The sequence below is a fragment of the Pseudomonas sp. LPB0260 genome, from assembly GCF_013388395.1.
In genome coordinates, this window is the sequence record NZ_CP058247.1 from 646,450 (window position 1) to 663,680 (window position 17,231).

Sequence of the window (17,231 nt, forward strand, 5' to 3'; positions counted from 1 at the left end):
GCTCATGCAGTGGCGTCACGCGCGCACCTGGGCCAGCTCGGCGCGCATGGCGTCGATCACCTCGCGGTAGTTCGGCTGATTGAAGATCGCCGAGCCGGCGACGAAGGTGTCGGCGCCGGCCGCGGCGATCTCGCGGATATTCTTGACGTTGACCCCGCCGTCGATCTCCAGGCGGATGTCGCGACCGCTGGCATCGATCAGCGCGCGCGCCTCGCGCAGCTTGTCGAGCGTGCCGGGGATGAACTTCTGCCCGCCGAAGCCGGGGTTGACGCTCATCAGCAGGATCATGTCGACCTTGTCCATCACGTGCTTGAGCACCGCCAGCGGGGTGGCCGGATTGAACACCAGGCCCGCCTTGCAACCGCCGTCGCGGATCAGTTGCAGCGAGCGGTCGATATGCTCGGACGCCTCCGGATGGAAGGTGATGTAAGTGGCGCCGGCCTCGATGAAGTCGCCGATGATGCGATCCACCGGCTTGACCATCAGGTGGGCGTCGATCGGCGCGGTGATGCCGTACTTGCGCAGCGCCGCGCAGACCATCGGGCCGATGGTCAGGTTGGGCACGTAGTGGTTGTCCATCACATCGAAGTGGACGATGTCGGCACCGGCGGCGAGCACGTTATCCACTTCCTCGCCCAGGCGGGCGAAGTCGGCGGAGAGGATCGACGGGGCGATGGCGAAGGGTTGCATGGCGCACCTCAGGCAGGACACGAAAGGCGCGCATTGTAACAGCCCGGACTGGCGCCGGGAGCGGCGCCTGGCGCCTGACAAGCCACCCAACAAACCGCTAGGCTGGGCGTCGCACCTTCCGCCGGAGAAGCTCCATGACCTCACGCCCCGCCTGCCTCGCGCTCTGCCTGCTGTTGCTCGGCGTTCATGCGCACACCGAAGAGCAGGTCGAGAGCGGGGCGCCCGACGCCAAACCGGCCGCCGAGCGCAGCCCCCTGCCGGAGCGCAGCGAACTGGCCGCCCGTGCCCTCGAGCGCCAGCTGGGCGACGCTGAACAACAGCGCCTGCAGGCGGACAGCGAGACATTCCTCGCCCTCTGGCTGCCCGCCAATTCAGGCAAGCCGCACGGCGCGGTCATCCTCCTGCCGGGCGACAACCAGAGCGCCGACTGGCCGCGCAGCGTCGGCCCGCTGCGGCGCAAGCTGCCGGACAGCGGCTGGCACAGCCTGAGCCTGACCCTGCCCGACCCGGCCGGCGAGCTGGGGGGCGAGTTGGCCGGCGAACCGCCAGCCGCTTCGGTCGACGGCACCGAACCCGCACCGGAGGCTCCGGTGGTTGCCATCTCGACGGAGGCGCTCGGCAGCGCCGAAACCGCCACTGAAGCGATAGCCCCCGGCAGCGAGTCCGACGCTACCCTGGCGGCGCTGCACCAGGCGCACAGCGCCCGGGTGCTGGAGCGAATCGCCGCGGGCGTGGCCTTCGCCCAGCAGCAGCAAGCCAAGACCATCGTCCTGCTCGGCCACGGCAGCGGCGCCTATTGGGCCGCTCGCTATCTGACCGAGCGCAAGCCCGATGCCGTGCACAACTTGCTACTGGTCAGCGCCCGCCCCGCCACCGGCTTCGGCGCCGAACTGGAGCAACTGATCCCGGAGCTGGGACTGGCAACCGGGGACTTCTACTATCAGGATCAGCCGGCCGAGCGCGACGCCGCCTTGAAACGCTTGCTGGCCAGCGAACGCCTGGATCACCCCGGCTATACCCAGATCGCCCTCACAGCCCTGCCGGGCAACCCACAGACCGAGCAGGAACAGCTGTTCCGGCGCATCCGCGGCTGGCTCGGCAAACACCTGAATCGCGCCGCGTCGGCGCGCTAAGGGGGCCGCTTGGGGCTCAGCGAAAACCGTGTCGCTGGCGGATCAGCCCGTAGGCCTGACGCAACTCCCGGGTCCGCTCCGTCGCCTCGCGCACCTGCTCGGCAGTGGCGCCACTGCCGGCCAGCTTGTCGGGATGATGCCGGCTCAGCAGGCGGCGATAGGCCTGCTTGATCTGCGCCGGCTCGCTGTCAGCCGCGACCCCGAGCAGCCGCAGGGCCGCCTGGTAACTACCGCCGGCCGTCGCGGCGACCGGCCCCTGCCGGGGCGCATAGGCGGCGCTCAGCGCCTCTTGGGTGGCAGCCGGGACATCCAGCCACTTGCCCCACAGCAGAATCAGCTCGCGCTCGCTGCGACTGACCCGGCCGTCCACCCAGGCCATCCGCCAACAGGCCCGCAGCAGCGCCTCGCCGCGCCCACGGTGACGGCGCAGCGGTGCCCGCAGGCTGTCGCGCCCGGTCTTGCCGCGGGCGAAAGCCTCGATCGCCCGGCGCTGGGCATCCTGATCCAGCGCCAGGCGCTGCATTTCCGCACGTGCCTGACGGATATGCGCCTGCAGCACTTGACCGTCGCACTTGGCCAGACGCCCGAGCAGGATGAACAGCAGCACGTCGTCCCCCGGGGGCGGCGCGGCGCCCAGCCGCTCGCGCAACTCGGCCCAGCCGCGCACACGCAGGCGCCTGTCCGCCACCTGGCCGAGCAGGCCGCCCAACAGGGCGCCGGGAATGCTGGCCACGCTCCAGCCGGCAACGGCCCCCAGCAGGGTCAAGGGCCAGAGCATTTCAGCGACCCGGCTCGAGCAGCTGTTCGGCTTCGGCCAGCCGCTCATGGCTGCCGACATCGACCCAGCGACCGGCGAAGCGCTCGCCCGTCACCTGCGCCTCGGCCATAGCGGCGCGCAGCAGCGGCGCCAGCTTGAAGGCGCCGGGCTGGCAGCCGGCGAACAGTGACGGCGACAGCACGGCGATGCCGCTGTAGGTCAGGCTCGGCTGCCCGGCCTGCGCATCGGCGACCTGGCCGCGGTCCAGGCGAAAATCGCCCACCGGGTGGTGCGCCGGGTTGTCCACCAGCACCAGATGGGCCAGCCCGGCCAGCGGGCGACTGAGTTCGGCGAAGGAATAGTCGGTGAAGATATCGCCATTGACCACCAGGAAGGGCTCCTCGCCGAGCAAGGGCAAGGCACGAAAGATGCCGCCGCCGGTCTCCAGCGGTTCGCCTTCGGCGGAGTAGCGCAGGCTCAGGCCGAAGCGCGCGCCCTCGCCGAGGTGCTCTTCGATCTGCTGGCCCAGCCAGGCATGGTTGATCACCACCTCGCTGAAGCCGGCTGCCGCCAGGGCCCGAAGGTGATACTCGATCAAGGGCACGCCCGCCACCCGCACCAGCGGCTTGGGCGTGTGCAGGGTCAAGGGACGCAGGCGCTCGCCCTTGCCGGCGGCGAGGATCATCGCCTTCATGCCGACACCACTGCCGGCTGCGGCAGGCTGGCGAGCAGCTCAGCCAACTCGGCCAGCTCGGGGCGACGCGCCAACACCGCCTGGATATAAGTGAAGAAGCGCGGCACATCCTCCAGGTAGCGGGGTTTGCCGTCCCGGTGACAGATCCGCGCGAAGATACCGATCACCTTGAGATGACGCTGCACGCCCATCAGGTCGCTGGCGCGCAGGAAGTCCTCGAAGTCTTCCTGCACCGGCACGCCCGCGGCGCGGGCCTGGTGCCAGTAGTCCTGCAGCCACTCGCGCACCCGTGCCTCGGGCCAGCTGAGGAAGGCATCCTTGAACAGGCAGGTGACGTCGTAGGTCACCGGACCATAGACCGCATCCTGGAAATCCAGCACGCCGGGGTTCGGCTCGCTGAGCATCAGATTGCGCGGCATGTAGTCGCGGTGTACCAGCACCCTGGGCTGAGCCAGCGCGCTGTCGATCAGTAGGGTGCAGACGCGCTGCCAGGCAGCCTGCTGCGTCGCGCTCAGCTCGACGCCGAGGTGACGGCGCAGGTACCAGTCCGGAAACAGCTGCAGCTCGCGCAGCAACAGGGCCTCGTCGTAGCAAGGCAAGTCGGCATCCATCGGCAAGCGCTGAAACGCCAGCAAGGCCTGCACAGCATCGCCCATCAGGCCATCGGCGCTCTGCTCATCGATCACCTCCAGGTAGGTCTGCCGGCCCAGATCGCTGAGCAGCAGGAAGCCGCGCTCGAGATCCGCCGCCAGGATCTGCGGCACATTGACCCCGGCCCCGGCGAGCAGCCCGGCGACCTTGACGAAGGGCCGGCAGTCTTCCTGGGGCGGCGGCGCATCCATGACGATCAGGCTGCGCGCACCGGCCTGCCAGCGGAAATAGCGGCGAAAGCTGGCGTCGCTGCTGGCGGCCGTCAGCGCGGCGTCCGGCACCGCGCCCCAGCCCCGTTCGGCGAATAGCGCAGGCAACTGCTGATCGAGCCACTGTTTGAGGAGTTGCAGGCGTACATCTTGTTCAGGCATTACAAGGGTCTCCGACGGCGCTAGCCGTTGCGCGGGTCATGCTTTATTATCCAGCATCTTTTTAAGCCCATCGAGAGGCGTGCGGCCCCTGGGCCGATGGCGCGCAGGAAGCCCGGAAAAATAAGATGGCAGTAAAAATCCCCGCGGTTCGTAAAAAATTCCCACTTCTGGTCACTGGCGGTCTTCTAGCCCTTCAACCCGTCGCTGGTCAATTCGCAATTGCAGCCGAACAGTTCGACTGTCGGGCATCCGCCACCGGCGGCTGGGCCTGTGCGCCGAAAACCAGCGAGGCCGCTTTGCCGGCCCGCCCGATGCACAGCGGCTCGGCCATCAGCGCCGGCACGGCCGCCACAACAGGCGACGACAAGGCGGCGCGCACCACCCTGGTGACGGAAAGCCGCGGCAAGGCCCTGGCCTCGCGCAGCGCCGATTACAGCCACCTGGACTGGGTGCCGCGCGAGCAGCTCAACCCGGCACAACTGGCCGAGGTGGCGCCCTACTGCGCTGGCGCCTATGTCGAGCCGCGCCGGCCGGGCATGAACGACCAGACGCCGATGGACGAGGCGCCGCTGTTCGTCTCCGCCAAGGCCTCGCGCTACGAGCAGCAGGAGCAGGTCGCCACCCTCGCCGGCGACGTGGTGATCCGCCAGGCCGGCATGCAGATCGAGGCCGACGAAGCCAACCTGCGCCAGGCCGAGAGCCGCGGCGAACTGATCGGCAACGTGCGCCTGCGCGACCAGGGCATGCTGGTGGTCGGCGACCGCGCCGAGTTGCAACTGGATAACGGCGAAGCCAAGGTCGACAACGCCGAGTACGTGCTGCACAAGAGCCACGTGCGCGGCAGCGCCCTCTACGCCAAGCGCGAAGAGTCGGCGATCATCCGCCTGAAGGACGGTACCTACACCAGCTGCGAACCGGGCAGCAACGCCTGGCACCTGAGGGGCAACAACATCACCCTCAACCCGGCCACCGGTTTCGGCACCGCGACCAACGTGACCCTGCGGGTGAAGGACATTCCGGTGTTCTACACGCCCTACATCTATTTCCCGATCGACGACCGCCGCCAGTCGGGCTTCCTGCCGCCGAGCATCGGCAGCTCCAGCGACAGCGGCGTCACGCTGCAGACGCCTTACTACTTCAACCTGGCGCCGAACTACGACGCCACCCTGTACCCGACCTATATGAGCGATCGCGGCCTGCTCATGGAAGGCGAGTTCCGCTACCTGACCAAGAGCAGCGAAGGCCAGCTGGGCGCCGCCTACCTCGACGACAGCAACGACGATCGCAAGCTGCAGTCCGAGTACGAGGACCAGCGCTGGCTGTACAGCTGGCAGCACCGTGGCGGCCTCGACTCGCGCCTGCTGGCGGAAGTCGACTACACCGACATCAGCGACCCGTACTACTTCCAGGACCTGGACACCGACCTGGGTATCGAGACCACCGCCTATGTCAACCAGCGCGGCACCCTGACCTATCGCGGCGACAGTTATACCGCGCGGCTGAACGCCCACGCCTACGAACTGGCCAACATCACCGACATCACCCCCTATAACCGTCTGCCGCAGATCACCCTGGACGGCACCCTGCCCTTCCACCCGGGCGGCCTGGACTTCAGCTACGGCAGCGAACTGGTGCGTTTCGACCGCAACCTGCGCTCGGGCTTCTTCACCGACGAGAACGGCAATACCGGCACCGATGAATTCCGCTGGTACGACGACCGCCTGCGCGGCCTCGCCCGCGCCAACGGCGAGCGCCTGCACCTCGAGCCGGGCATAAGCCTGCCGCTGAACTGGAACTGGGGCTTCATCAAGCCCCAGGTCAAGTACCTGCAGACCCACTACAACCTCAGCCTCGACCAGCAGGGCAAGAGCACGCTGCTCGCCGAGCAGGAGTTCAGCGGCAGCCAGGACCGCGGCCTCGGTCTGTTCAGCGTGGACAGCGGCCTGTATTTCGACCGCGACACCCAGTGGTTCGGCAAGGCCTTCCGCCAGACCCTGGAACCGCGCGCGTTCTACCTCTACGTGCCGGAAGAGGACCAGACCGATATCCCGGTGTTCGACACTGGCGAAAACACCTTCAGCTACTCCTCGCTGTGGCGCGAGAACCGCTTCTCCGGCAAGGACCGCATCGGCGACGAGAACAAGCTGTCGCTGGGCGTCACCAGCCGCTGGATCGAACCCAACGGCTTCGAGCGCCAGCGCTTCAGCATCGGCCAGTCCTTCTACCTGGCCGACCGCAAGGTGCAGTTGCCGGGCATCGACTACCGCACCCGCGCCGACGCCCAGGCCTCGCAGTCGCCCTACGCACTGGAATACCTGTACCGCTTCAACCGCGACTGGCGCCTCTCCTCGGACTTCAACTGGGACCCGGATACCCACCGCACCCGCTCGGGCAGCGCGATGTTCCACTACCAGCCTGAAGACAACCCGAACAAGGTGGTCAATGCCGGTTATCGCTACCGCAACGACGCCGTGCGTTACGACCAGGCGAGCGGCAACTGGGTAGTCGGCAACGGCGACTATGGCACCCCAGGCAGCGCCAACTACATCAAGGACTACTACAAGATCAGCCAGCACGACTTCTCGGTGATCTGGCCGATCGTCCCGCAGTGGAGCGTGATCTCCCGCTGGCAGTACGACTACAGCCGCAACCGTACCCTAGAGGCCTTCGGCGGTTTCGAGTACGACAGTTGCTGCTGGAAGCTGCGCCTGATCAACCGTTACTGGATCGACTACGACGAAGTCAGCCTCAACCCCTCGCTTAACGACGAAGCCGATACCGGGATCTTCCTGCAGATCGTGCTCAAGGGCCTGGGCGGTGTGACTGGCAACAAGGTGGAGACTTTCCTCGACCAAGGCATTCAAGGTTATCGTGAACGTGAAGACCAAGCTTTCTGATTGCATGCGCCCGCTGCTGCTGGGCGCGCTGTTCCTCGGCGCTGCGGCGCAGGCCGAAGTGAAATCCCTCGACCGCGTGGTGGCGATCGTCGACAACGACGTGATCATGCAGAGCCAGCTCGACGCCCGGGTGCGCGAAGTCCAGCAGACCATCGCCAAGCGCGGCGCCGAAGTGCCGCCGCAGAGCGTGCTGGATGGTCAGGTGCTGGAGCGCCTGATCATCGAGAACATCCAGCTGCAGATCGGCGACCGCTCCGGCATCCGCATCACCGACGAGGAACTCAACCAGGCCCTCGGCACCATTGCCCAGCGCAATGGCATGAGCCTGGAGCAGTTCCGCGCCGCCCTGGCGAAGGACGGCCTGTCCTACGCCGATGCCCGCGACCAGGTGCGCCGCGAGATGATCATCAGCCGCGTGCGCCAGCGCAGGGTGGCCGAGCGCATCCAGGTGACCGACCAGGAAGTGCAGAACTTCCTCGCCTCCGACCTCGGCAAGCTGCAGCTATCGGAAGAGTTCCGCCTGGCCAACATCCTCATCCCGGTCCCCGAGGCCGCCTCGCCGGAAACCATCCAGGCAGCCGAACGCCAGGCCCGCGAGCTGTATCAGCAGCTGCAGCGCGGCGCCGACTTCGCCCAGCTGGCCATCGCCCGCTCGGCCAGTGAAACCGCCCTGGAAGGCGGCGAAATGGGCTGGCGCAAGGCGGCCCAGCTGCCGCCACCGTTCGACGCCATGATCGGCGCCCTGTCGGTCGGCGAGGTCACCGAACCGATGCGCACCCCGGGTGGCTTCATCCTGCTCAAGCTGCTGGAAAAGCGCGGCGGCGCCAGTCAGGTGCGCGACGAAGTCAACGTCCGGCATATCCTGATCAAGCCCAGCGAAATTCGCAGCGACGCGGAAACCAAGCGCCTGGTCGAGCGCCTGCACCAGCGCATCCAGTCCGGCGAGGACTTCGCCGAGCTGGCCAAGAGCTTCTCCGAAGATCCGGGCTCGGCGCTCAACGGCGGCAGCCTGAGCTGGATCGATCCGAGCGCGCTGGTGCCGGAGTTCCGCGAGGTGATGGCCAACACCGCCAGCGGCGAGCTGTCCAAGCCGTTCAAGACCGGCTATGGCTGGCACATCCTGCAGGTAATGGGCCGGCGCGCCACCGACAGCAGCGCTGAGTTCCGCGAGCAGCAGGCGCTGAACCTGCTGCGCAACCGCAAGTACGACGAAGAACTGCAAGCCTGGCTGCGGCAGATCCGCGACGAGGCCTACGTCGAGACCAAGCTGTAACACCACCGCACCAAGAAGAGCCCGGCCCTTAGCGCCGGGCTTTTTGCTTTCAGGGTGGCGCGGCTTAAGATAGGCGCCTGCCCAATGTCCGCCCAGGCGGCGCAATCGAGACCCTGCCCATGACCGCTCCGCAGCTTTTCGCATTGACCCCCGGCGAGCCGGCAGGCATCGGCCCCGACCTGTGCCTGCTACTGGCTCGCCAGGCACAACCCAGGCCCCTGGTCGCCATCGCCAGCCTGCCGATGCTCGCCGAGCGCGCCCGCCTGCTGGGCATTGCCATCGAACTGATCGCCGTGACCCCGGGCGCCTGGCCCGAGCAGCCAAGCCCCGCTGGCAGCCTGTACGTCTGGGACACACCAATGGCCGCAACAGTACAGCCCGGCCAGCTGGAACCGGCCAACGCCGGCTACGTCCTGGAGACCCTGACCCGCGCCGGCCGGGGCTGCCTCGACGGACACTTCGCCGCCATGATCACCGCCCCGGTGCACAAGGGTGTGATCAACCAGGCCGGCATCCCTTTCTCCGGCCACACCGAGTTTCTCGCCGAGCTCACGCGTACCGAGCAGGTGGTGATGATGCTCGCCACCCGTGGCCTGCGCGTGGCCCTGGTGACCACCCACCTGCCGCTCAAGGACGTGGCCGCCGCCATCACCGCCGAGCGTGTGACGCGCGTGACGCGCATCCTCGACCGCGACCTGCGCACGAAATTCGGCATCGCCCAGCCGCGCATCCTGGTCTGTGGCCTCAACCCCCATGCCGGCGAGGGCGGCCACCTCGGCCGCGAAGAAATCGAGATCATCGAGCCGACGCTCGAACGCCTGCGCAGTGAAGGCCTGGACCTGGTCGGCCCGCTGCCGGCCGACACCCTGTTCACTCCCAAGCACCTCGACCACTGCGACGCGGTGCTGGCGATGTACCACGACCAGGGCTTGCCCGTACTCAAGTACAAGGGCTTCGGCGCCGCGGTCAACGTCACCCTCGGCCTGCCGATCATCCGCACCTCGGTCGACCATGGCACCGCCCTGGACCTGGCCGGAAGCGGCCGGATCGACAGCGGCAGCCTGCAGGTCGCCCTGGAAACCGCCTACCAGATGGCCGCGAGCCGCGCCTAGGCGGAGCTACTCCCTGCCGGGGCGCACGTCACGGCCTACGGCTTGCGCGCCCTTTGCTGTTAAACTGCCGCCCTTTGCATTCGCTTTAAGCTTGCGGCTTGAAGCCTGGAGCCGCTGCCATGTCCGACACCTACCAACACCGCGCACGCAAGCGCTTCGGCCAGAACTTCCTGCACGACGCCGGGGTCATCCACCGCATCCTGCGCGCCATCCATCCGCGCGAGGGCGAGCGCCTGCTGGAGATCGGCCCGGGACAGGGCGCGCTGACCGAAGGCCTGCTCGGCAGTGGCGCGCAGCTCGACGTAATCGAGCTCGATCGCGACCTGGTGCCGATCCTCAACGGCAAGTTCGCCGCGGAGCCGCGCTTCCAGCTGCACCAGGGCGACGCCCTGAAGTTCGACTTCCAGCGCCTCGAACCGGCCCCACGCAGCCTGCGGGTGGTCGGCAACCTGCCGTACAACATCTCCACCCCGCTGATCTTCCACCTGCTGGACAACGCCGCGGTGATCCGCGACATGCACTTCATGTTGCAGAAGGAAGTGGTCCAGCGCCTCGCCGCCGGCCCCGGCGGTGGCGACTGGGGGCGGCTGTCGATCATGGTGCAGTACCACTGCCGGGTCGAACACCTGTTCGATGTCGGCCCCGGGGCGTTCAGCCCTCCGCCCAAGGTCGACTCGGCCATCGTCCGCCTGGTGCCCCATGAGGTGCTGCCGCACCCCGCCAAGGATCACCAGCTGCTCGAGCGCGTCGTGCGCGAGGCCTTCAACCAGCGCCGCAAGACCCTGCGCAACACGCTGAAGGCGCTGTTGCCGGCCAGCGCGATCGAGGCCGCCGGCGTCGACGGCAGCCTGCGCCCGGAACAGCTCGACCTGGCCGCCTTCGTACGCCTGGCCGACCAGCTGGCACAGCAACCCGCAGCGGCCACCAGCAACTAGACTGGTCTTCCAGTTCAGCGAGTCTCAACGCATGCCCGATTCCCGTTACCAGGTCGACGTCACGGTCGCCACCCGCTACCTGCCGGAGCAATCCCAGCCGGAGCAGAACCGCTACGCCTTCGCCTACACCGTGACCATCGCCAATAATGGCCAGCAGCCGGCCAAGCTGCTGTCGCGCCACTGGCTGATCACCGATGGCGATGGACGCGTGCAGGAGGTGCGCGGCGCCGGCGTCGTCGGCCAGCAGCCGCTGATTGCCCCCGGCGAGAGCCACACCTATAGCAGCGGCACGGTGCTGGCGACCCGGGTGGGCGCGATGCAGGGCAGCTATCAGATGATCGCCGAGGACGGCAAGCGCTTCGACGCGATCATCGCCCCTTTCCGCCTCTTCGTACCGGGCTCGCTGCACTGATGGCAACCTACGCCGTTGGCGACCTGCAAGGCTGCCTGCAACCGCTGCGCTGCCTGTTGCAGCGCGTCGCCTTCGACCCGGCCAAGGACCGCCTGTGGCTGGTCGGCGACCTGGTCAACCGCGGCCCGGAGTCCCTCGCCACCCTGCGTTTCGTCTACTCCCTGCGTGAGGCGGTGACCTGCGTGCTGGGCAATCACGACCTGCACCTGCTGGCCGCCGCCCACAATATCGAGCGCCTGAAGAAAGCCGACACCCTGCGCGAGATCCTCGACGCACCGGATCGCGAGGAACTGCTCGACTGGCTGCGCCGGCAGAAGTTGCTGCACTACGACGCCGACCGCGACATCGCCCTGGTGCATGCCGGCATTCCGCCACAATGGTCATTGGACAAGGCCTTGAGCAGAGCGGCCGAGGTCGAGGAGGCGCTGCGCGACGACGGCCGCTTGCCCCTGTTCCTCGACGGCATGTACGGTAATGAACCGGCCAGGTGGAGCGGCGAACTGCAGGGCATCACCCGCCTGCGGGTGATCACCAACTACTTCACCCGCATGCGCTTCTGCACGGCCGACGGCACCCTGGACCTGAAGAGCAAGGAAGGCCTCGACAGCGCGCCGCCCGGCTACGCCCCCTGGTTCAGTCACGCGAACCGCAAGACCCGTGGCCAGAAGATCGTCTTCGGCCACTGGGCCGCGCTGGAAGGCCGCTGCAGCGAACCCGGCCTGTTCGCCCTGGACACCGGCTGCGTCTGGGGCGGGGCCATGACCCTATTGAATATCGACAGCGGCGAACGCCACCGCTGCGACTGCAACGAGGAAACACCGTGAGCGAGTTCAAGCGCATCTCCCCGCAACAGGCGCAAGCCCTGCGCCAGCAGGGCGCCGCCGTGGTCGACATCCGCGACCCACAGAGCTTCGCCGCCGGCCACATCAGTGGCTCGCAGCACCTGGACAACTATTCGCTGGCGGACTTCATCGCCCGGGCCGATCTCGACGCCCCGCTGATCGTCACCTGCTACCACGGCAACTCCAGCCAGAGCGCCGCCGCCTACCTGGTCGGCCAGGGCTTTTCCGAGGTCTACAGCCTGGACGGCGGCTTCGAGCTGTGGCGCGCCAGCTATCCGGCCGATGTCGCGCAGAACTCGGGCGAGTAAAAAAAATACTGTCCGCTGCCTAGCGGCAACCCCGCGCCACTTCTGCGTCCGCGCCCGGCACCGGGCGCGGCAATATCTTGTTATCGTTGCGCCGCGCTTGCTCTTCCAGATTCCGAACTATCCTTACCTCAGGCCATCCAAAAATCAGGGAAAGCCGGCTGACCGGCTTCGGGCCAACGGTAACGACCTTTTGTATTCTGGGGGATCTTCGTCGGCACTCTCATCGGCTGCGCCTTAGCACCCGAACGACCGATCCCTCGCCCGGCTCCGAGCATCGACCGAGGTGACGTCATGAGTATTTTCAGCCACTTCCAACAACGCTTCGAAGCAACTCGCCAGGAGGAATACAGCCTCCAAGAGTACCTCGAGCTCTGCAAGCAAGACCCCAGTGCCTACGCGACCGCCGCCGAGCGCCTGCTGATGGCGATCGGCGAGCCTGAGCTGCTCGACACCTCGAGCAACGCCCGGCTGTCGCGGATCTTCTCCAACAAGATGATTCGCCGCTACCCGGCCTTTGCCGACTTCCACGGCATGGAAGAGTGCATCGACCAGATCGTCGCCTTCTTCCGCCACTCCGCCCAGGGCCTGGAAGAGAAGAAGCAGATTCTCTACCTGCTGGGTCCGGTCGGCGGCGGCAAGTCGTCCCTGGCGGAGAAGCTCAAGGAGCTGATGGAGAAGGTGCCCTTCTATGCGATCAAGGGTTCGCCGGTATTCGAGTCGCCGCTGGGCCTGTTCAATGCCGCGGAGGACGCCACGATCCTCGAAGAGGATTTCGGCATCCCGCGGCGCTACCTGACCACCGTCATGTCGCCCTGGGCGACCAAGCGCCTGTCAGAGTTCGGTGGGGACATCAGCCAGTTCCGCGTGGTCAAGCTCTACCCTTCGGTCCTCAACCAGATCGCCATCGCCAAGACCGAGCCGGGCGACGAGAACAACCAGGACATCTCCGCCCTGGTCGGCAAGGTGGATATCCGCAAGCTCGAGGAGTTCCCGCAGAACGACGCCGACGCCTACAGCTACTCAGGCGCCCTGTGCCGCGCCAACCAGGGTCTGATGGAATTCGTCGAGATGTTCAAGGCACCGATCAAGGTGCTGCACCCGCTGCTGACGGCCACCCAGGAAGGCAACTACAACAGCACCGAGGGCCTCGGCGGCCTGCCGTTCAACGGCATCCTGCTGGCCCACTCCAACGAGTCCGAGTGGCACAGCTTCCGCAATAACAAGAACAACGAAGCGTTCATCGACCGCATCTACATCGTCAAGGTGCCCTACTGCCTGCGCGTCACCGACGAGATCAAGATCTACGACAAGCTCCTGACCAACAGCTCCCTGGCCCATGCCCATTGCGCACCCGACACCCTGAAGATGCTCGCGCAGTTCTCCGTACTGTCGCGCCTGAAGGAGCCGGAGAACTCCAACATCTACTCGAAGATGCGCGTCTACGACGGCGAGAACCTCAAGGATACCGACCCCAAGGCCAAGTCGATCCAGGAATACCGCGACAACGCCGGCGTCGACGAGGGCATGAACGGCCTGTCGACTCGCTTCGCCTTCAAGATCCTCTCCAAGGTGTTCAACTTCGACGCCCACGAGGTGGCGGCCAACCCCGTACACCTGCTGTATGTGCTCGAGCAGCAGATCGATCAGGAGCAGTTCCCCGCCGAGGTGCGTGAGCGTTACCTGCGCTTCATCAAGGAATACCTGGCACCGCGCTACATCGAGTTCATCGGCAAGGAAATCCAGACCGCCTACCTCGAGTCCTACAGCGAATACGGGCAGAACATCTTCGACCGCTACGTGCTGTACGCCGACTTCTGGATTCAGGACCAGGAATACCGCGACCCGGAAACCGGCGAGATCCTCAACCGCGTAGCCCTGAACGAGGAACTGGAGAAAATCGAGAAGCCGGCCGGCATCAGCAACCCGAAGGATTTCCGCAACGAGATCGTCAACTTCGTGCTGCGCGCCCGCGCCAACAACAATGGCAAGAACCCGACCTGGCTGAGCTACGAGAAACTGCGTGTCGTGATCGAGAAGAAGATGTTCTCCAACACCGAAGACCTCTTGCCGGTCATCAGCTTCAACGCCAAGGCAAGCAAGGAGGACCAGCAGAAACACAACGACTTCGTCAAGCGCATGGTCGAGCGCGGTTACACCGACAAGCAGGTACGCCTGCTCTCCGAGTGGTACCTGCGGGTTCGCAAATCGCAGTAAAGCAGCCTCAAGCCATCAGCCTTAAGCTGCAACTGGATCGTCTGCAGCTTTTGGCTTGAAGCGAAAGCTCCCCGGAGGGGCCTATGAGCTATGTGATAGACCGGCGCCTTAGCGGCAAGAACAAGAGCACGGTAAATCGCCAGCGATTCCTGCGGCGCTACCGTGACCACATCAAGAAGGCGGTGGAGGAGGCGGTCAGCCGCCGCTCCATCACCGACATGGAGCACGGCGAGCAGATCAGCATTCCCGGTCGCGACATCGACGAGCCGGTGTTGCACCACGGCCGCGGCGGCCGGCAGACCATCGTCCACCCTGGCAACAAGGAGTTCACTGCCGGCGAGCATATCCCGCGCCCACCAGGCGGCGGGGGCGGCAAGGGCGGCGGCAAGGCCAGCAATAGCGGCGAAGGGATGGACGAATTCGTCTTCCAGATCACCCAGGAAGAGTTTCTCGACTTCATGTTCGAGGATCTGGAGCTGCCCAACCTGGTCAAGCGGCACCTGACCGGCGCCGACACCTTCAAGTCGGTTCGAGCCGGCATCAGCAGCGTCGGCAACCCGTCGCGGATCAACATCGTTCGCACCCTCCGCTCGGCCCATGCGCGGCGCATCGCCCTGTCCGGCAGCAGCCGCAACAAGCTGCGCGCGGCACTGGCCGAGCTGGAGCGGCTCAAGCGCGAAGAACCGGACAACCTGAGCGACATCCAGGAGATGGAGGCCGAGATCGCTCGGCTGCGCGCGCACATTGGCCGCCTGCCCTTCCTCGACACCTTCGACCTCAAGTACAACCTGCTGGTCAAGCAGCCCAACCCCAGCTCCAAGGCGGTGATGTTCTGCCTGATGGACGTGTCTGGCTCCATGACCCAGGCCACCAAGGATATCGCCAAGCGTTTCTTCATCCTGCTCTACCTGTTCCTCAAGCGCAGCTACGACAAGATCGACGTGGTGTTTATCCGCCACCACACCAGTGCGAAAGAGGTCGACGAGGAGGAGTTCTTCTATTCCCGCGAAACCGGCGGCACCATCGTCTCCAGCGCCCTCAAGCTGATGCAGGAGATCATGGCCGAGCGCTACCCGATCAACGAATGGAACATCTACGGTGCCCAGGCGTCGGACGGCGACAACTGGAATGACGACTCGCCCATTTGTCGCGATATCCTGATAAAGCAGATCATGCCGTTCGTGCAGTATTTCACCTACGTCGAGATCACCCCCCGCGAACACCAGGCGTTGTGGTTCGAGTACGAGCAGGTCTGCGAACGCTTCGAGGATACCTTCGCCCAGCAACAGCTGGTCTCGGCGTCGGATATCTACCCGGTGTTCCGCGAACTGTTCCAGCGGAGGCTCGTAACATGACCAGTTATGACAGCTCAGCCCGCACCAGCGCGAAACGGCGCAAACCTATCGCCACCGGTTCGGAATGGACCTTCGAACTGATCCGCGCCTTCGACCGCGAGATCAGCCGCCTGGCCGAACGCTACGCGCTGGACACCTATCCCAACCAGATCGAAGTGATCACCGCCGAGCAGATGATGGACGCCTACGCCTCGGTGGGCATGCCGCTGGGCTATCACCACTGGTCCTACGGCAAACACTTCCTCAGCACCGAGAAGAACTACAAGCGCGGCCAGATGGGCCTGGCGTACGAGATCGTGATCAACTCCGACCCGTGCATCGCCTACCTGATGGAGGAGAACACCCTGTGCATGCAGGCGCTGGTGATCGCCCACGCCTGTTACGGACACAACAGCTTCTTCAAGGGCAACTACCTGTTCCGCAGCTGGACCGACGCCAGTTCGATCATCGACTACCTGGTGTTCGCCAAGCAGTACATCACCCAGTGCGAGGAGCGCCATGGCATCGATGCGGTGGAGGACCTGCTCGACTCCTGCCATGCCCTGATGAACTACGGCGTAGACCGCTACAAGCGGCCCTACCCGATTTCCGCCGAAGAGGAGCGGCGGCGTCAGAAGGAGCGCGAGGAGCACCTGCAGAAGCAGATCAACGACCTGTGGCGCACCATCCCCAAGGGCGCCAGCAAGGATGGCGAGAAGGACAGCAAGCGCTTCCCCGCCGAGCCCCAGGAGAACATCCTCTACTTCCTGGAAAAACATGCGCCACTGCTCGAGCCCTGGCAGCGCGAGGTGATCCGCATCGTGCGCAAGATCGCCCAGTACTTCTACCCGCAGCGCCAGACCCAGGTGATGAACGAAGGCTGGGCCACGTTCTGGCACTACACCCTGATGAACGACCTGTACGACGAGGGCCTGATCACCGAGGGCTTTATCCTGGAGTTCCTCCAGTCGCATACCGCCGTGATCTACCAGCCGCCATTCGACAGCCCCTACTACAGTGGCATCAACCCCTATACCCTGGGCTTCGCCATGTACCGCGACATCCGCCGAATCTGCGAGGAGCCTACCGAGGAAGACCGCCGCTGGTTCCCCGACATCGCCGGCAGCGACTGGCTGAGCACCCTGAAGTTCGCCATGAAGAGCTTCAAGGACGAAAGCTTTATCCTGCAGTATCTGTCGCCCAAGGTGATTCGCGACCTCAAGCTGTTCAGCGTTCTGGACGACGACCAGAAGGACGAGCTGGTGGTGCCGGCCATCCACGATGAAGCGGGCTATCGCACCATCCGCGAAACCTTGGCGGCGCAATACAACCTCGGCAATCGCGAGCCCAACGTGCAGATCTGGAGCATCGACCGCCGCGGTGACCGCTCGCTGACCCTGCGCCACCAGCAGCACGACCGCAAACCCCTGGGCACCTCGACCGAGGAAGTGATGAAGCACCTGCACCGCCTGTGGGGCTTCGACATCCACCTGGAGACCTTCCAGGGCGACCAGCTGATCGAGACTCATCATGTGCCGCCGCGGGGCGATCCCGATCAGGAAGGCGACTACCCGCGCCTGGACCTGGTCATCCCGCCAGTCTGAGCCC

Annotated in this window: 15 protein-coding genes; 11 read left to right on the forward strand and 4 right to left on the reverse strand. The window is 65.7% G+C overall.

Features of this window, described 5'->3' with window-relative positions; all coding sequences use genetic code 11:
* Positions 1–15: 15 nt before the first annotated feature.
* The gene (gene rpe, locus LPB260_RS02775) at positions 16–690 is read right to left on the reverse strand and encodes a ribulose-phosphate 3-epimerase (RefSeq protein ID WP_208707119.1); all 675 of its coding nucleotides are present in this window, start codon (positions 688–690) and stop codon (positions 16–18) included.
* Between the two features lie 134 nt (positions 691–824).
* Here rpe and LPB260_RS02780 point away from each other — a divergent pair, with 134 nt between their 5' ends.
* Positions 825–1,823: an alpha/beta hydrolase family protein gene (locus LPB260_RS02780; protein ID WP_208707120.1), complete on the forward strand. Its 999-nt coding sequence runs from the start codon at positions 825–827 to the stop codon at positions 1,821–1,823.
* A 16-nt stretch (positions 1,824–1,839) separates the two neighbouring features.
* Here the strand turns inward: LPB260_RS02780 and LPB260_RS02785 are convergent, their stop codons facing one another.
* The 3 genes from LPB260_RS02785 to LPB260_RS02795 are packed head-to-tail and all read right to left on the reverse strand — an operon-like array spanning position 1,840 to position 4,296.
* Entirely contained in the window at positions 1,840–2,601 is a 762-nt protein-coding gene (locus LPB260_RS02785) for a DnaJ domain-containing protein (protein ID WP_208707121.1), read from the reverse strand.
* Position 2,602: 1 nt separating this feature from the next.
* Entirely contained in the window at positions 2,603–3,274 is a 672-nt protein-coding gene (murU, locus tag LPB260_RS02790) for an N-acetylmuramate alpha-1-phosphate uridylyltransferase MurU (protein ID WP_208707122.1), read from the reverse strand.
* A complete protein-coding gene (locus LPB260_RS02795; protein WP_208707123.1) occupies positions 3,271–4,296 on the reverse strand; it encodes an aminoglycoside phosphotransferase family protein in 1,026 nt (341 codons plus the stop codon). The genes murU and LPB260_RS02795 overlap by 4 nt, the downstream gene beginning before the upstream one ends.
* Before the next feature lie 125 nt (positions 4,297–4,421).
* On the opposite strand from LPB260_RS02795, the gene LPB260_RS02800 reads away from it, so the two are divergent.
* The 10 genes from LPB260_RS02800 to LPB260_RS02845 all read left to right on the forward strand — a co-directional run bounded on the left by LPB260_RS02800 (position 4,422) and on the right by LPB260_RS02845 (position 17,227).
* Positions 4,422–7,193, forward strand: coding sequence for an LPS-assembly protein LptD (locus tag LPB260_RS02800; protein ID WP_208707124.1), 2,772 nt, complete (start codon positions 4,422–4,424; stop codon positions 7,191–7,193).
* A 4-nt stretch (positions 7,194–7,197) separates the two neighbouring features.
* Entirely contained in the window at positions 7,198–8,466 is a 1,269-nt protein-coding gene (locus LPB260_RS02805) for a peptidylprolyl isomerase (RefSeq protein WP_371926159.1), read from the forward strand.
* Positions 8,467–8,585: 119 nt separating this feature from the next.
* Complete coding sequence (gene pdxA, locus LPB260_RS02810; RefSeq protein WP_208707126.1) at positions 8,586–9,578, forward strand: 4-hydroxythreonine-4-phosphate dehydrogenase PdxA; 993 nt, start codon at positions 8,586–8,588, stop codon at positions 9,576–9,578.
* 119 nt (positions 9,579–9,697) lie between these two features.
* Complete coding sequence (gene rsmA / locus LPB260_RS02815) at positions 9,698–10,513, forward strand: 16S rRNA (adenine(1518)-N(6)/adenine(1519)-N(6))-dimethyltransferase RsmA (protein WP_208707127.1); 816 nt, start codon at positions 9,698–9,700, stop codon at positions 10,511–10,513.
* A gap of 31 nt (positions 10,514–10,544) precedes the next feature.
* Entirely contained in the window at positions 10,545–10,925 is a 381-nt protein-coding gene (apaG, locus tag LPB260_RS02820; protein ID WP_208707128.1) for a Co2+/Mg2+ efflux protein ApaG, read from the forward strand.
* Complete coding sequence (locus LPB260_RS02825; RefSeq protein WP_208707129.1) at positions 10,925–11,749, forward strand: symmetrical bis(5'-nucleosyl)-tetraphosphatase; 825 nt, start codon at positions 10,925–10,927, stop codon at positions 11,747–11,749. Before apaG ends, LPB260_RS02825 begins: the two co-directional genes overlap by 1 nt.
* Positions 11,746–12,075, forward strand: coding sequence for a thiosulfate sulfurtransferase GlpE (glpE, locus tag LPB260_RS02830; RefSeq protein WP_208707130.1), 330 nt, complete (start codon positions 11,746–11,748; stop codon positions 12,073–12,075). Before LPB260_RS02825 ends, glpE begins: the two co-directional genes overlap by 4 nt.
* 291 nt (positions 12,076–12,366) lie before the next feature.
* Positions 12,367–14,289 carry a PrkA family serine protein kinase gene (locus tag LPB260_RS02835; RefSeq protein ID WP_208707131.1) on the forward strand — a complete coding sequence of 641 codons (1,923 nt, stop codon included), beginning with the start codon at positions 12,367–12,369 and terminating at the stop codon, positions 14,287–14,289.
* An 83-nt stretch (positions 14,290–14,372) separates the two neighbouring features.
* On the forward strand, positions 14,373–15,644 hold the full coding sequence (locus LPB260_RS02840) for a YeaH/YhbH family protein (RefSeq protein WP_208707132.1): 1,272 nt from the start codon (positions 14,373–14,375) through the stop codon (positions 15,642–15,644).
* Complete coding sequence (locus LPB260_RS02845) at positions 15,641–17,227, forward strand: SpoVR family protein (RefSeq protein WP_208707133.1); 1,587 nt, start codon at positions 15,641–15,643, stop codon at positions 17,225–17,227. The genes LPB260_RS02840 and LPB260_RS02845 overlap by 4 nt, the downstream gene beginning before the upstream one ends.
* The last annotated feature ends 4 nt before the right edge of the window (positions 17,228–17,231 follow it).

What these genes read in the sequence shown, in the direction of transcription:
- rpe (WP_208707119.1), bottom strand. Translation starts at nt 690, where the DNA reads ATGCAACCCTTCGCCATCGCCCCGTCGATCCTCTCCGCCGACTTCGCC.
- LPB260_RS02835 (WP_208707131.1), top strand. Translation starts at nt 12,367, where the DNA reads ATGAGTATTTTCAGCCACTTCCAACAACGCTTCGAAGCAACTCGCCAG.
- LPB260_RS02800 (WP_208707124.1), top strand. Translation starts at nt 4,422, where the DNA reads ATGGCAGTAAAAATCCCCGCGGTTCGTAAAAAATTCCCACTTCTGGTC.
- murU (WP_208707122.1), bottom strand. Translation starts at nt 3,274, where the DNA reads ATGAAGGCGATGATCCTCGCCGCCGGCAAGGGCGAGCGCCTGCGTCCC.
- LPB260_RS02805 (WP_371926159.1), top strand. Translation starts at nt 7,198, where the DNA reads ATGCGCCCGCTGCTGCTGGGCGCGCTGTTCCTCGGCGCTGCGGCGCAG.
- rsmA (WP_208707127.1), top strand. Translation starts at nt 9,698, where the DNA reads ATGTCCGACACCTACCAACACCGCGCACGCAAGCGCTTCGGCCAGAAC.
- LPB260_RS02785 (WP_208707121.1), bottom strand. Translation starts at nt 2,601, where the DNA reads ATGCTCTGGCCCTTGACCCTGCTGGGGGCCGTTGCCGGCTGGAGCGTG.
- LPB260_RS02795 (WP_208707123.1), bottom strand. Translation starts at nt 4,296, where the DNA reads ATGCCTGAACAAGATGTACGCCTGCAACTCCTCAAACAGTGGCTCGAT.
- apaG (WP_208707128.1), top strand. Translation starts at nt 10,545, where the DNA reads ATGCCCGATTCCCGTTACCAGGTCGACGTCACGGTCGCCACCCGCTAC.
- LPB260_RS02840 (WP_208707132.1), top strand. Translation starts at nt 14,373, where the DNA reads ATGAGCTATGTGATAGACCGGCGCCTTAGCGGCAAGAACAAGAGCACG.
- LPB260_RS02780 (WP_208707120.1), top strand. Translation starts at nt 825, where the DNA reads ATGACCTCACGCCCCGCCTGCCTCGCGCTCTGCCTGCTGTTGCTCGGC.
- LPB260_RS02825 (WP_208707129.1), top strand. Translation starts at nt 10,925, where the DNA reads ATGGCAACCTACGCCGTTGGCGACCTGCAAGGCTGCCTGCAACCGCTG.
- LPB260_RS02845 (WP_208707133.1), top strand. Translation starts at nt 15,641, where the DNA reads ATGACCAGTTATGACAGCTCAGCCCGCACCAGCGCGAAACGGCGCAAA.
- pdxA (WP_208707126.1), top strand. Translation starts at nt 8,586, where the DNA reads ATGACCGCTCCGCAGCTTTTCGCATTGACCCCCGGCGAGCCGGCAGGC.